Annotated in this window: 13 protein-coding genes and 3 tRNA genes; 10 read left to right on the top strand and 6 right to left on the bottom strand. The window is 67.6% G+C overall.

Translation table 11 applies throughout. The features are described 5' to 3' along the window. The first annotated feature begins 4 nt into the window (after positions 1-4). Entirely contained in the window at positions 5-730 is a 726-nt protein-coding gene (locus Apa02nite_RS08275; RefSeq protein WP_203824545.1) for an FAD:protein FMN transferase, read from the top strand. On the opposite strand, the gene Apa02nite_RS08270 is transcribed toward Apa02nite_RS08275, so the two are convergent. After that, positions 727-1,905: a GNAT family N-acetyltransferase gene (locus Apa02nite_RS08270; protein ID WP_203824531.1), complete on the bottom strand. Its 1,179-nt coding sequence runs from the start codon at positions 1,903-1,905 to the stop codon at positions 727-729. The genes Apa02nite_RS08275 and Apa02nite_RS08270 overlap by 4 nt on opposite strands. A 133-nt stretch (positions 1,906-2,038) precedes the next feature. Here Apa02nite_RS08270 and Apa02nite_RS08265 point away from each other — a divergent pair. From Apa02nite_RS08265 to Apa02nite_RS08245, 5 genes are all read left to right on the top strand, one after another. Beyond that, positions 2,039-2,110 (top strand) — tRNA-Gly (locus tag Apa02nite_RS08265). 40 nt (positions 2,111-2,150) lie between these two features. Next, positions 2,151-2,221, top strand: a tRNA-Cys gene (locus Apa02nite_RS08260). Positions 2,222-2,249: 28 nt separating this feature from the next. Beyond that, positions 2,250-2,324: transfer RNA gene (locus Apa02nite_RS08255), tRNA-Val, on the top strand. 518 nt (positions 2,325-2,842) lie between these two features. Beyond that, complete coding sequence (locus Apa02nite_RS08250) at positions 2,843-3,322, top strand: UPF0158 family protein (RefSeq protein ID WP_203824530.1); 480 nt, start codon at positions 2,843-2,845, stop codon at positions 3,320-3,322. 86 nt (positions 3,323-3,408) lie between these two features. Then, on the top strand, positions 3,409-4,770 hold the full coding sequence (locus tag Apa02nite_RS08245; RefSeq protein ID WP_203824529.1) for a DUF2786 domain-containing protein: 1,362 nt from the start codon (positions 3,409-3,411) through the stop codon (positions 4,768-4,770). A gap of 108 nt (positions 4,771-4,878) precedes the next feature. Here the strand turns inward: Apa02nite_RS08245 and Apa02nite_RS08240 are convergent, their stop codons facing one another. Next, entirely contained in the window at positions 4,879-6,168 is a 1,290-nt protein-coding gene (locus Apa02nite_RS08240; protein WP_203824528.1) for a plasmid pRiA4b ORF-3 family protein, read from the bottom strand. 153 nt (positions 6,169-6,321) lie between these two features. Here Apa02nite_RS08240 and Apa02nite_RS08235 point away from each other — a divergent pair, with 153 nt between their 5' ends. Beyond that, entirely contained in the window at positions 6,322-7,842 is a 1,521-nt protein-coding gene (locus Apa02nite_RS08235; protein ID WP_203824527.1) for a hypothetical protein, read from the top strand. Between the two features lie 31 nt (positions 7,843-7,873). On the opposite strand, the gene Apa02nite_RS08230 is transcribed toward Apa02nite_RS08235, so the two are convergent. Then, a complete protein-coding gene (locus Apa02nite_RS08230; protein ID WP_203824526.1) occupies positions 7,874-9,106 on the bottom strand; it encodes a hypothetical protein in 1,233 nt (410 codons plus the stop codon). A gap of 686 nt (positions 9,107-9,792) precedes the next feature. Here Apa02nite_RS08230 and Apa02nite_RS08225 point away from each other — a divergent pair. Both Apa02nite_RS08225 and Apa02nite_RS08220 read left to right on the top strand, forming a co-directional pair. Next, a complete protein-coding gene (locus tag Apa02nite_RS08225; protein ID WP_203824525.1) occupies positions 9,793-10,197 on the top strand; it encodes a hypothetical protein in 405 nt (134 codons plus the stop codon). Continuing rightward, positions 10,179-10,613: a type II toxin-antitoxin system VapC family toxin gene (locus tag Apa02nite_RS08220; RefSeq protein WP_203824524.1), complete on the top strand. Its 435-nt coding sequence runs from the start codon at positions 10,179-10,181 to the stop codon at positions 10,611-10,613. The genes Apa02nite_RS08225 and Apa02nite_RS08220 overlap by 19 nt, the downstream gene beginning before the upstream one ends. A gap of 830 nt (positions 10,614-11,443) precedes the next feature. Here the strand turns inward: Apa02nite_RS08220 and Apa02nite_RS08215 are convergent. The 3 genes from Apa02nite_RS08215 to Apa02nite_RS08205 all read right to left on the bottom strand — a co-directional run bounded on the left by Apa02nite_RS08215 (position 11,444) and on the right by Apa02nite_RS08205 (position 13,482). Next, positions 11,444-11,656 (bottom strand): hypothetical protein, encoded by a 213-nt coding sequence (locus Apa02nite_RS08215; RefSeq protein WP_203824523.1) that lies wholly within the window; start codon positions 11,654-11,656, stop codon positions 11,444-11,446. A 666-nt stretch (positions 11,657-12,322) separates the two neighbouring features. Further along, a complete protein-coding gene (locus tag Apa02nite_RS08210) occupies positions 12,323-12,532 on the bottom strand; it encodes a DUF397 domain-containing protein (RefSeq protein WP_203824522.1) in 210 nt (69 codons plus the stop codon). Between the two features lie 41 nt (positions 12,533-12,573). After that, positions 12,574-13,482 carry a helix-turn-helix domain-containing protein gene (locus tag Apa02nite_RS08205; RefSeq protein ID WP_275412442.1) on the bottom strand — a complete coding sequence of 303 codons (909 nt, stop codon included), beginning with the start codon at positions 13,480-13,482 and terminating at the stop codon, positions 12,574-12,576. Positions 13,483-13,845: 363 nt separating this feature from the next. Between Apa02nite_RS08205 and Apa02nite_RS08200 the strand changes: the two genes are divergently transcribed. Next, a complete protein-coding gene (locus Apa02nite_RS08200) occupies positions 13,846-14,088 on the top strand; it encodes a hypothetical protein (RefSeq protein WP_203824520.1) in 243 nt (80 codons plus the stop codon). Positions 14,089-14,168: the final 80 nt, after the last annotated feature.

Raw genomic sequence — 14,168 nt, 5'->3', positions numbered from 1 at the left:
GGTCATGGGTACGGTCGTCAGCATCGACATCGCGGACGACCTGCCCGAGGCACGGTTGCGCGAGCTGGTCGCCTCGACGTGCGCGTGGCTGCACGAGGTCGACGCGCGGTTCAGCACGTACCAGGATGACAGCGAGGTGTCCCGGGTGCGGGCCGGCACGCTGAAGCCGGCCGACGGCTCCGCCGACCTGCGCCTGGTGCTCGACAAGTGCGCCGACCTGTGGCGGGAGACCGACGGGTACTTCGACGCGTACGCGGCCGGGCCGCTGGACCCGTCCGGATACGTCAAGGGCTGGTCGGTCGAGGTGGCCTCGGCCCGGCTGGCCGCCGCCGGTTCGACCCGGCACCACATCAACGCCGGCGGTGACATCCGGATGCGCGGCACGGCGCCGGACGGCGGCCCCTGGCGGGTCGGCATCCGGCATCCCTGGGAGGCCGACAAACTCGCCTGGGTCCTGGCCGTCCGGGAGGGCGCGGTGGCCACGTCCGGTACGTACGAGCGGGGCGCCCACGTGTGGAACCCGCGTACCGGCAAACCGGCCGAGGGGCTGCGGTCGGTGACCGTGGTCGGCCCGGACCTGGCGGTGGCCGACGCGTACGCCACGGCCGCGCTGGCGATGGGTGAACCCGGCCTGGCCTGGCTGGCCAAGCGGGTCGCCGACGGGTACGAGTCGGCCGCCGTGACCGACGACGGCCGCGCGTTCACCTCGCCGGGCCTGCCGGTTGCCTAGAACTCGGCGAACAGGTACGGCGTCTCGCGGGGGAACAACTCGCCCAGCCGGGTCATCGCGGTGGCGTCCAGCTCGCCCAGCCCGCGGGTGACCACCTCGACCGGGTCGAGCACCCCGTAGGCCAGCGCGCTGAACCCGGCCGCGGTGAGCGTCGCCGACGGCGTGCCGCCCGGGGTGACCGTCAACCGGCCGTCGTCCGCGCCCAGCCGCCAGACGCCGCCGATCAGCTCGTCACCGGCGATCTCCACGGTGATCCCGCCCCGCCCGGCCCGGGACCCGGCCAGCGCGGGCACGTCCAGCACCCGGACCATCGGGGCGTTGCGGCGCGGGTAGTCGGCCGTGCCGGTGGTGGTCACCGACAGGTCGGCGCCCCACAGCTCGGGCAGCTCGTCGGCGCCCAGGCGCACCTCGATCCGGGCGACCTGGTCGACGTGCCGGGCGAAGAACTGCAGCAGCAGCGCCCGGCCCAGCGGCCCGGTGCTGAACAGGTTCGACGCGATCAGGTCACCGCCGTGCTCGTCGATCCGGTAGCGCACCCCGCCCACCACCTCGTCGCCGGCCCGGGCCAGCGCCACCCAGTACGGCTCCTCGCGGAACTCGGCGGCCCGTACCTCGTCGAACACCGCGAACCCGTGCCGCTCGTCCAGCAGCCGGTGCAGCAGATCGTCGTACGGTGAAAAGCCCTCCTTGATCGGCAGGCGCTGGACCGAACCGGGAAGCTCGCGCCGCAGCAACTCGGAAAGCCCCTCCGGGGCGAACCGGGCCACCCGGGCCACCGGGATACCGACGAACCCGAACCGCGCGTAGAAGCTCGGCCGGAACGGGTACAGCGCGCTCACCGCGCACCCCTGCTCCCGCGTCTGCCGCAGCAACCGGTCGAGCAGCTCGCGGACCAGACCCCGGCGCCGCGCCGACGGATGCGTCGTCACCGACGCCACCCCGGCCATGTCGTGCACCAGGCCGCGCACGTTCTGCCGCATCGGCAGGGCGGCCACCCCGGCCAGCGTCTCGCCGTCCTCCTCGGCGATCAGGCAGGTCGTCGTCGTGAAGTACCGCATCCGCTGCCGGTACTTCTCGGCCAGGTCGTCATCCCACGGCGACGGCATGAACGCGTACGCCTGCAGCGGGAACAGGGTCGCCGGACGCTCGTCGGCGGTGATCTCCCGGATCTTCATGCCCCCATGATTTCCGGCCCGCCGACGGCGGTCTATCCGGCCTGGTCACGACACGCCGGGGGACCCCGGTTTGGCGTAGCCGCAGGTGACCGGATATGGTTTTCTCCGTCGCCAGGGAAGCCCGGCAGACAACGCGGACGTGGCGCAGTGGTAGCGCATCACCTTGCCAAGGTGAGGGTCGCGGGTTCGAATCCCGTCGTCCGCTCGGAGAGGCCTCACAGGATTTCCGTGTGCGGGGCCTGCTCGGTGGAGTGGCCGAGAGGCGAGGCAACGGCCTGCAAAGCCGTGTACACGGGTTCAAATCCCGTCTCCACCTCGCAAGCTGTGTGATGAACACAGCGTGAGGGCGATTGGCGCAGCGGGAGCGCGCTTCCCTGACACGGAAGAGGTCACTGGTTCGATCCCAGTATCGCCCACCAATAGCCCCTGACCAGGGAAAACGTGAAACGATTGTTGGCAGTTTAAGAACCGCCTCGATCGACAGCGCGTTGAGCTGCAAATATTGGGTGTCCACGCGAATGTGAGCAGCAGTCTCGGCGTCAGCGGCGTAGGGGCCGATGCGATCCAGGCGCTTTTCGAGCGTGGCCCGCTTGACCCGGTACATCGCCTCCCTGAGGGGCACGCCGTTGCTGCGGTCGGCGGTGTCGTAGTAGTCCATCAAACCCATGCCGTGGTTGGTCCGGTACGCGCGTGAATGCGGCGTCTGCAGCTCGTAGGTGCGATTGGTCACCAGTCGGCCCGGCAGGCCGGTGACGCACCTGAAGGGGATCACCATGTCGCTCTGCCCAAGCCGTGGCCCCTTCAATTGTCTCGAGGATTGATGAGGTAAAGCTTCGGGCGAGTCGAAACCGCAACAGCAGAGCGCCCAGTGGGCTGCGGCCGTGGCTAGATACGGTGCCGATGCGCTCGGGCGCGTACCGGATCGGTTGGAGCGGCCATGCTGGAGATCGACAAGTTTGATCTTGACGAGATCGCTTTCGCGTTGTCGGATCAGAACGTCTACGACGAGCACCTGCACCTGGTCGACCCGGAGACCGGGGAGATGGTGCTGTGGACTCGTGACGGCGGCATCGACGGCAAGACCCCGGTCGACCCGGACGACCTGGACCGGGATCTCGTCGCGATCCGCCCGCTGCCCTCGTACGTCTGGTACGAGGACATGGCCGACTTCACCGAACTAGTCAGCGACGACCAGGCGGCACGCCGGCTCGCCCGCGCGATCAACGGCCGCGGTGCGTTCCGCCGGTTCAAGCACGAACTTCACGAGGAGTACCCGCACCTGTTACCGGCCTGGTATGCGTTCCGTGACGCCCGAGCCGCCCGCCGGGCGGTCAACTGGCTGTTCGACGCTTCGCTGATCAGCCACGACGCCGCGGACCGCTTCCGGGCAGAGCATCCCGATCCGGCTGTGCCCTGAGGCCGATCCCACCTGAACGGGTGCTCCGCGAGCTTGTCCGGTTGGTAGCGTTGGCGGCTTGCCGGGACCAGATCGGGCGGAGATCAGTGGGTAAGAACAGTCGCGAACGGCACAAGGCCAAGCGTAAGGCGGCGGACGCGGCGCAACGCCGAAGATCCGAGCGGGCGGCGGGTGGTGCCGATGATCCGTTGGGTCTGTTCGGTACACGGCGTATTCCGTCGCAGCTGGAGCTCGTGGAGCAGATCATCGAGCAGGCGATCCACGCCCAGCACGGCGAACACAGGGCCGAGCTGGACCGTTGTCATGCCCTGTTGATCGCGGGGCCGGGTGGTGCGGCCGGGATCCAGGTCGTCAACCGTGCCCTGCTGGCACGGTTGCTACACGATGTGGGGCAGGTGTGGCGGCGTGGCTGGCAGCCGGGCGAATTGGTCCGGGTGGCACGCCGCGAATGCGGCGCACGTCACGGCCGGCTGATGGTCGATGCCGTCGCGGCGCGTATGCGTGATTATCCGAAGACGGCCGTCGACCAGCGGTGGCAGTCACAACTGGCGGTCCTCGACGCACGGGTCTGGTGGGAACACGACGACCATTACGTGACGATCTGGGGTGACCGGCAGGGTCTGGACCGCGCCACCGTGATCACCGCGCTGATCGACGTGCTCCATCTGCTCGCCACGCTGCCGGCGATCGAGGTGGTCGGCCCGGCTCCCGGCGATACCCGGCCGGCTACGGCGCCGGTGCCAGCGGACCTCGATCAGCGGATGCTGGACCGGGTCCGGGCGTTGCTGGCCAAGGCGGAGTCCACCGACTTCCCGGAGGAGGCCGATGCGTTCACGGCCAAGGCGCAGGAGTTGATGGCCCGGCACCGGATCGACCACGCCCTGCTGGTGGCCGCTACGGGCGAACGCGACCAGCCGGTCACCCGCCGGGTCGCGGTCGACAATCCGTACGAGGCGCCGAAGTCGCTGCTGCTTCAGGTCGTCGCGGAGGCGAACAGTTGCCGGGCGGTGTGGGCGAAGCGGTTCGGTTTCACCACTATCGTCGGCTTCGGTACGGATCTGGACTCCACCGAACTGCTGTTCACGTCGCTGCTCGTGCAGGCGACCAGGGCGATGACCCAGGCCAAACCCGCCACCGACGAGTACGGGCGCAACACCACCCGCTCATTCCGGCAGTCGTTCCTGACGGCGTACGCATCGCGGATCGGCGAACGACTCAGCGCCGCCACCGACGAGGTCGGCCAGGAAGCAGCCGAGTCCGCAGGCAGCACGCAGCTACTGCCCGTGCTCGCGGCCCGTGACGACGCGGTACGCGACGCGTTCGAGAAGCAGTTCCCCCAACTGACACACCACACGACGACCATCAACAACCGGCATGGCTGGGCATCGGGCCGGGCCGCCGCCGACCGGGCCTCACTACACGGCCGGCAAGAGGTTTCCCACGAGTGAATTCACCGCCGGCCCCGTCCGCGGCGTGTTTCACTCTTCGCAGTGTCCGCTGCCGGGCGTATGGAGTTTCGCCCGCGTGCGGGGCCGACGCCCGCGGCGCTTCCTTGGTCAGGCGGTGCGGGTCGCGGCGAGGATGACGGTGTCGAGCCGGCGGTTGGCGTCGGCGGTGTCGAAGTGCTCCGGGCCGAAGTCGCTGCCTTTGTCGATGCCGAGCCATTCCAGCAGGTGCTGGTGTTCGGGGTGGGTGGGATCGGCGAGTGTGTCGATGAGGTCGGCGTAGCCGTGAACACCGCCGCAGTCTTCCGGTGGGCAGGCGCGTGCGCCGGCCGTACAGGTGGGGTACCGGCCGCCGGGCTCAGCGGTCAGCAGCTGTTCCAGCACGATTTCGTGTTCCCAGCCGTCGCCGAAGTCGTACTCGTACCTGACGGTTTCGCCTTCTCGATCGACCAGATCGCGCAGCGTGGCGCGGCGTTCGTCCTGCAGCGGGAAGTCGAGGTCGGGGACGCCGTAGCGGCCGCTGGAGTGGATGAACATGTGCAGGTGCGAGTTGGTCCAGCCCATGGCCGCTTGAATCACCCGGTCCAGCCGGTCGAGGCGAATCGTCGCGGGCACGAGCAAGCGCCGCCACACCGGCGGTTCGGCGTCCAGCAGGGTGACGTTGAGCTGGGCGAGCTGGTCGCCGGGCGCGACGGCGCCGTACCGGGAGCGCAGAGCCCACTCGGCCAACGGCGTCAGCCGTAGCGTCCCAGCTGCGGCGTCCTCTTCGGCGAGCGCGCCGAGGGTCACCAGACCGGCGACGGCGCGGCGTACGTCATTGTCTGTGGTCTTGCGCAGGCGAGTCAGTTGCTCGGTCGTGGCGTCGTCCAGGTAGTAGCGTGCGCTGAGGGCAGACCAGACCTCCGCTTGCACCGCGCCGGTGGGCGCGGCGCCGTCCCCGTCCGCGATGCCGCGGAAAAGGACGGCGATACCGTCGGCGAAGTTGTCGCCAAGCAGCGACTGGAACCAGCCGGCGGAGCAGATAGCCGGTCCGAGCTGGTCGAAGGCGGCGAACATGATGTTCCACAATTGGGCCGGCCGATCGATCAACCGCTGGTTCTTCTTCACCGCGACCAGCCGGCCGTGGACGACGCGGAGAAGTCCTGCGGCCTTGGCCCAGGTAACCACGACCGTGAGGACGGGCAGATCAGCGCTGCTACGGGTACGGAACACCCGCTCGCCGATGACAGGATCGATTTCGTCGCCGGTATTCAACAGACCGACCAGATGGCGGGCGTCGGCCATGGTCAGCTGTCCGGTCTGGGTCAGCTTGCGGCCCTGTCCGACCCACCGTGTCAAAGCGGTGACCTGGCGTAGTGCAGGCGTGGAAGCTGCCGCGGCGGCGAGATCGTCTTCAGACATTAGGCAGTAACCCTCTCGAGCGTCATCGTCATCCTCAACAGCTACGACAACAACCGTACGGCGACGCGCACGCGCGGCTGTGCTCGGCGAGCGGTCCTGGCGTGCCGCCGTGGCCGGGCAGGGCGACGGCGGTAGGGTCGCTCGGTGCCTTGCTTGCAGCAGACGGTGATCGACGAGTTCGCGGAGTGGGCTTCGGCCGCAGGGCTCGTCCCGGACGGCCAGGCCGGCACACGATGGAGGGAACGGATCACCATCCTGCTTCAGGGCCGCGCGCAGTACCTTGACCGGCCGGATCCGACCCGCTGGCGCAGCGGTGACGTCCACGACCTGTTCATGACCTATATCGTGCCCCGACAGGTCGACAACTGGGACCTCACCGAGTACGGCCTGGACACCATCCGCGACTTTCTACGTTTCCTCGACGTGACCGACCGGCTGCACCCAGCCAGCACCCGCGTGCCGGCCCTGCTCAAGGAGTTGGACCGGCTCGCGCCCAGGTATCCCGTCGCGATGTCCGACACAACCCGGTGGCGGCTCGCGAAACGCGTGTTCCACGCGATCCTCGCCGACGGGATCCCGTTGGACGCCGAACCCGCGGCTCTTGATGCCTGGACGCAGCGATTCAACGCCCGAGACTTCGAGGGTCGCCGCGCGGTCCTGGGCGAGTTGATGGACGAGCGCCCCGGCTACGCCACCGGGCAACTGCTCATCCACGACGGTCAGGTCGCGATCCTCGGCCCCGCCGCGCCGGCCGCGAAGCACCTGGTCTGGCCGGACCTGGCCTGTGACTGCGGCTGCGAGCGGCAGGCGAAGTTTCCGCCCGTCGCGCTGCCCGAGGCGGCCGACCTCGCCAGGATGGTGGCCACCGACGGGGCCGGCTGGCTCAACCGGCTCGCCGCCTTGGCAAAGTGGGTCGGCGAGGGCAAGTCCGTCGACGGTCGCGGCGAGCCTCGCAAGGCCGACGTGCTGGTGCTGCTCGCGTCGCTCGACCTGCCGGCCAGCAGCGACCGAACGGGCGGCACACCGGCTCTCACCCGACTATGGCGGCTGGCGATCGAGTTCGACGTCATTCAGCTCCGCCGTACCCGAGTCCTCGCCGGCTCAGGCGCGAGTCTCATCGCGAACACACTGGCTGGTGCCGCAGAGCCGGAACAGGTCCTCGATTTCTGGTCCGATGTGGCCGACGAGTTGCTGGATCCTCCAGTGCCGGCGACCGCGCCGAAGAACGGCGAGCACCTACGTGACTGGCTGAGGCCCTGGATGCCCCGGTTCCTCGGCATCCTGTACACCGCTACGGCAAGCGGCGAACTCGCCGTCCTGGACGCCATGATCGACCAATTGCTCGACGAGTACGAGCGCCGCCTCCCGCCAGGCGATCCCGTGCTGTTTGCCGGACTGGCCGCCGCGGTTGTCCGCAACACCCTTTCCGACCTGGCCGACCACGGCGCCGTCGCCGTTGCCGGCACCGGCGACCACGTCAACGACCAACACGCCGCTGCGATCGGCGTCGCGCCATGGGCCTTGAACCCTCAGCCCGGCCTGACCGCCGGCCTCACCGATCTTGGCCGCTACTTGGTCCGCCAACGCCTTCTCGCTGAAGGCGCACACGCGCCCGTGGCCGGTCAGCCGGACGATGCGACGTCGACCGGCCCGATGGCGACGGGGCGGCCCTGAGCTGGGCACTGCAGGCATAACGCTGGTGTTGTCATTCGGTTACTCGGGTCATGAGGCTCGGCCGTCCGTGTTCGTCGAGCAGGCCCGGGAACTGGGGTTCGCCAGAGGCGTAGTCGACGCAGCGTTTGGTCAGGTCGGCTGTCATGCCGGTGTGTTCAGCGAGGAACCGGATCCACTCGGGCAGTATCGCGACCAGTTCGGCGGCGAAGTCGTCTTTGTAGAAGTCGCGCAGGTGCAGTACTACTGCGGCGACCTTGTGCGGCGAACAGGCCGGGTACAAGCCGGGGTACTCCCGCGGGGACCAGGAGTCGGCCATTTCCGCAGCGAGGTCGGTGGCGCCGGCGGGGCCCTCGCCGGACGCCTCGCCGGCTGGCCTGTTGTCGTGGCCGAGTCGTCGCAGTCGGCGGGCGAACTGCTCGGCTGCAGTGTCCGCGCTCAGCCGTGCGAACGTACGGCCGCTGGGCTGGGCCAGGCCGGCCGCTTGCCGGACGGTGCGGCCGAGCCGGCGGCTGCGCAGGAACTCGGCGTACTGCTCCTGGTCTTCTCCGCCGGGCCGGATGCCTTCCACCTCGCCAACCAGAAGCGCGTCGAGCGTCTCCGTGTCGTCCGCCGGGGTCAGGGTGGCGCCGGCGGCGGAGGGGCCAACGGCCTGCCGCCATTCGGCAAGCGCGCCCTCGGCTGACTGATAAAAACCGCTGTAGACGGTGGCCACCTCGTATCCGCAGGCGTCCACATCCCACAGGTACCACCGGCCCGAGCCGTCCGCTGAGGCGAAGGGGGCGACCACAGCCCAGCGGCTGCCGTAGCTGTCTCTCGCCCACAAGGCCGAGCCGATCACGGCACGCCCCCGAATCGCCCGCTCCGCCGCGGCGTCGTCCAAATGCTCGGCGAACAGGTCCTGCGCAGACGCGCTCAGCGGCGCCGGCAGCACACCGGCGACAACGGCCAGCAGCCGCTGCACCACAGCGAGGCCAATGCCGGACTCCTCGGCCTCGTGCACCCGCTCGTCGAGCACGGACAGCACGGCGCGGACGAAGTCGTCCGGATTGACCCTGTCCTCCAGCGGCCCGCCCTCGTACTGGAACATCGCCGCGCCGAAGCGCGCACAGAAATCGTCCTCGAGATCGTCGTCGGACCACCCGGGAGCGGCCGCGATCAACGCGTCGACCATCGGTCCGGCGGACTCCGCGGCCAGTGCGGTGCGATGCTCGTCGAGCCGACGACGGTACTCGAACACCTCCCGTAACGGGTTTGCCTGCGCCATTCTGCTCGGGGTCGGCGCCCCGGGGCGCCGACCGGACTGCGACTTCTTCTTACGCTTACGAGACACCGGCACGGCCCCGGATCGTACCCGGGCCACAGGGCAGTCACCGACCCCGGGCATACCCCCTCGGACCCTGGAGCCGCTCGGTCAGCATGCTGCGGGTGAGCCCGCCGGCGAGCGCGAACAAGGATGTCACGGCCAGCAGCGCGGCTCACGCCATGGACGGATGCGGTTGTCGCCACCCGAGTGCGCAGTCATGCGGCCGAGGGATACCGAGGGCTTCTTTCCGGGGCCAACCTCGAGGAGGGGGCCAAAGGGCTAGGAGGCGGAGATGGTGAACCGGCGGCGCGTAGCGACGAACGTCAGAGTGCTGGCGCCTGAGGTTGTCCCCATGAGTCCCGAGGAGTATCAGCAGGCCGTCACGGCACTGGCCCAGATGATCGAGCAATGGTGGCGGAACCATCACGACGATGAGCCCTCTGATCGTGACCGGCCGGCTGATCTGCCCCACTCGCCTCTGGTCGGCCGACCTGGGCAAACGTGAATCGATTGTTGGCAGTTTAAGAACCGTCCCGCTCGAAGTGCTTTGAGCTGCGGATATGCGGTGAATCGCGCAAGGTGCGCGGCAGGCTCGCCATCCTTGACTAGGATGTGCCACTGCTTGCTACCGGCGGTAGCATGGTTCTATGAGCGCACAACCTCTGCCGCCGGTCCCTTCACCTGAGGGACCTGCTGGTAACAAGTCTTCGCTGGCGGAGTTGCAGGGTGTCGCACATGACCTCGGCAAGGCTTCGCCCGATCTCCAGGCTGCGGCGATGCGGCTTCTGAGCGCCCACTCGCCGGAGTCTGGCCGGCTTCGGCTGGTGGGCCGGGCACGCAAGGTCAGCGTATCCATGCCCGAAGACCTCACGGCTGCTGTTCAGCAACGCGTAGGGCGGGGCGATTTCAGCCAGTATGTGACCGAAGCGGTTGCCAGGCAGCTTGAGCTCGATCTCCTCGGGGAACTCGCGGCCCTTCTGGAGTCGGAGCACGGACCGGTCTCTGACGAGGCTCTGGATGAAGCGAGGCGTTTGTGGCCCGACGCTCGGTGAGCAGCGGCGGAACACTTGTCCTGGACAGTGAGGGTCTGGCCAAGCTTGCTTCGGGAGACGATCGAGTTCGCGCCTTCTTGATAACGGCACGCGAACGTGGCGCCCGAGTGGTGGTCAGTGCGATCACGCTGACTGAGGTGCTCCGGGGCGGGCCTCGGGACGCTTCGGTCCATCGCGTGCTGTCCCGGGTCGTCGTGCTCCCGGTGAGTCAGGAACTCGGTCGGCGAGCGGGAGAACTGCTCGGCGCGGTCGGGCTGTCCGGACACAGGTATGCCATCGATGCGGTGGTGGCGGCGACGGCGTTGGAGCTTCCTCGCCCCGTGCTCTTGCTGACCAGCGACCCCGACGATCTGACCCGCCTCGTGGAGGAGCCGGCGCGGCCCAAAGACCAGCGGATCGCCGTAGTCCATGTGTAATTTGCCTCGGCATCCGAGCGGTGAACCAAGTCAGGGTGCCGGTCGTCACTCGTCATGTGGCGGACTTCGCGCCCGCGGCGTTGAGATCCACGACCCGTGGCAGCCTCTCGACGAGGGTGCCTGAGCCGCGTACCCGGTCGCGGTCGAAGAGCCGAAAGCGTTCGCAGGCGTGGCGAGCTGTGTCTTCATCTGGGGTCGGGATTCTCGGGGATCACCTGCGGGTCACGCGATCCCGGGTCCGGCCACGAGGGCGTCGGCGGGCCTGGGCATCAGCGTTTCTGGTTTGCGGCATCGTCGTTGTTGTATGTATGTCGGAAGCGAAGCGTCGGGTACCGCCCGTGGTGGTGCGGGACGCGAGGACGGCGCCCTTGTCGGAGGCGGATCGTCAGCAGGCGGTCACGGCCTTGGCGGTCATGATCCAGCAGTGGTGGTCGGACGGCCACGGTCGCAGTGCCGACGCTGATGGATCAGATCGGCACGGCGGCGCTACGGCGGGCGGCGGCCACTGAATCGATCAGGTCGTGCGACGGCGTACGGCCGGTAGCGCCACGATTGGTCCCTGAACAGGGAGAACGTGGTTCTTATTCTGCCAAGTATGGTCCACAAGTAGTCGTTATCAGACCGGATACCCGTTTCGGGTTCCCGGTCTGATTTATTCAGATGGCTTTGAGCTGCGGTTATGCGCCGGGCCTCGGTGGTTCGTGTCCACCTATCTGGTCTCGCCCGGCCCGCCTTCCAGCGTGGGAGTCGGTCTTGACGCGCCTGTGTGGGTCCCATGGTGCACTAGGCGTCCAACCCCGAGCTGTTTGTTCTGTGAGGCAGGCCGTGGCCTACAGGAGGCCCAACGTGCTTTCGATCAGCAGGACCAACGGCACCGTGCTACCGAACGCGACGCCCCCGCTGATTGCCGCGGTGGCGAGAACGCTGCCGGAAACCGCCATGAGGATGCCGGTTCCGAGCCCGACGATGATCCCGACGAGAATGGCAACCAGCACAAGTAGCGTGCGAGTGGAGCGGGTGGGTGTGGTGGGGGCGCCTTTCATGATCTAGCTCCCAGATTTCTGCGCATGCGTAGACCTTTCGAAAGAGGTGATCGGACGTGGACGCGAATGGGGCTGAAACGTCCCGATGGCGGCCGGAGACGACCACCGTCTGCCATTTCAGGACGGCACCTTCCGCGACTGGCCCGATCAGCGCAAGCTTGCCGGCACTGTCGCCAGCGCCGGGCGGACGGGTAAGTTGGCGAATCCTCACCAACGGCATCGTCGCGCTAGACCGAGCCGTCAAGCCCGGCTGAACCCGGGTAGTGCGCCATCGTCCTCGTCCAGCCTGGCGTAACGCGCCAAGCTGGTGCGCCGCGTTCGCCGTCATGATCGGCGAGTGGTCGTCGGTGAACATGGCCGGATCGCCGTTGCCGATGGATTGGATCAAGGCGGCGGTGCTACGGCTCGTGGGGGGTCGCTGAAACGGTCAGGGTGTGCGGTTCCGGACGGCCGGTAGCGTGAAAATTGGCCTCTGAGCTGCTGGTATGCGGTTCGGATTCTGCCACGTATGGTCCACCAGTTGCACGGGCCGTGTGTTCGCAGAAGGTGCGAACCGCGGCCCTTTGTCATGCCCCCGCATCACGGTGAGTGTGCTCCGTGGGTGCCTACGCGAACGGCTCAAGCCGGCCGTGGTGCCGGCTTGAGCCGTTCTTGGCAATAACCGGCCTAGGCCACGTCGAATTCGCCGCTCTTGGCGCCGGCGATGAACTGCCGCCACTCCTCCGTGGTGTAGGTGAGGGCTTGCAGTTGCAGATTCTTCGAGTCCCTGACGGCGACGAAGTCGGGGGTCACGGCAACTTCCACGCAGGATGTGTTGTTACAGAAGCTGGAAGTGCGCCAGGGGAGATCGGCGTGCAGATCACTGTCGGTGAACATATTTACTCCGAGTGGGTCGGCGGCAGCGGCTGCCGGCCCACTCATCGGTGCTGCAGGCGTGCTTTCAGGAAAGAAAGCGTGTCCTGTCGGTCGAGCGCCCTGCTCTGGAGGCCCCTGAAGGCTTTCAGGTAGCCGTCGACCTCGTCGGTCGAATCCAGGTAGGACGAATTGACCACACCTTCAAGAAAGACCACATCGGACATTTCCGCTGCCGAATCGGCGGCTGCCGAGTCGGCGAACCGCAGGATTTCAAAACCGCTAACCAGTCCCTGATGTGCGCCAGCAGAGAACGGTATTACCTGGAACGTGATCCGTGAGCTCTCGCTGAGTTCGATGAGCTTGCGGATCTGGCCTCGCATGGTCGTCGCATCACCCATGAAGCGATGAAAGACTGACTCGTCGACCACGAAGTCGAGATCGGTGTCCTGGCCGATGAATTCTTGGCGCTTTTGACGCACCTCGGCCGCTTCCCGAACGGCGTCCGGATCGTCGGTCCATGCGCTGACGATCGAAGCCGAGTACTCAAGTGTTTGCAGCAGTCCCGGCACCACCCCTAACTGGTATTCGTATTTTGCCGTCGCTGCCCCTTCGAGGCCGATGAACCTCTCGTAAGCAGGGGGCAGGTTGTACGGCGCCCACCAAGCCGTCTCCCGGCTCTCCGCGGCGAGCCTGTTCAGGCGCGCCCGGATGTCCGGATCGGTGATCCGGTAGACGCCGATCAGGTCACGGACGTCACGAGCCGAAATGTTCCGTTGTGCGGACTCGATGCGGCTGACTTTGGACGGCGAGCACAGGAGCTGGTCCGCCACGTCTTTCAGGCTGAGGTTCGCGTCAATGCGATGTTGTCGCAGAGCCGCCCCGAGCTGGCGCCGGCTGGCTAGCGGAGCAGGGTGAACCGGGATGACCGTACCTCCGTGCTTGCAACGCCAAAACCAACTGCCATGTATCAATGTGCCACATGGCAATCGCCTGTGGCAATGCCAATCGTCAAACGCCTGTGGCAATTGCCAAATTGATCAGTCACTATTGAGTTACGCAGGGCGATGGAACCCGGTTGGTGCAGTGAGGTCGATCTCATGCTAGCTCGCCCGGAGAGGAGCCGACCGACGAATCGGAACTCTAGCGGCAGCAATCCGTGCCATGCACATCGACACGCCATGTCCGCGCCCGGCAACGCGGACACCTGGCATCCGTAGCGGCGAGCGCCTCGGCTGCGTATAACTGCAGCTCAGGCGCTCGCTGCGAGACGGCACTCGGTTGCCGGAGTCCGCGCGGGCGGCGCTGCGCCGTCCAGACCAGTCGAGGATGCCGCGATGCGTAATCACCCGTCCAAGCGACCCGATCCGGAACAGAGCGCACATGATCAGCGCGTCGCGCTGATCCGGGCCGTCCTGGTCGCCGGCGGCGGGTTCGGCACCACCATCGCCACGATCCTGGCCGTCGCCGGCCAGTGGCACGTCGGCGACAAGGCGATTCTGTGGGCGCTCGGCACGCTGTGCTTCGTCGCGGCGATCACGATGTTCATCGCTGTTCACCTGACGCGACCGGGCCGCTGAGGGCACGCGCCCCCGCCAGGCGATGAGTTTCAACGGGATGTGGCTTGCTGCTCACTTCCGCAGCGGAGTGCGGGGGGGGG

The organism is Actinoplanes palleronii, assembly GCF_016862315.1.
Classification (GTDB): domain Bacteria; phylum Actinomycetota; class Actinomycetes; order Mycobacteriales; family Micromonosporaceae; genus Actinoplanes; species Actinoplanes palleronii.
Note: the sequence above shows the minus strand (reverse complement) of the source record. Positions and strands in the feature narration are given on the sequence as shown.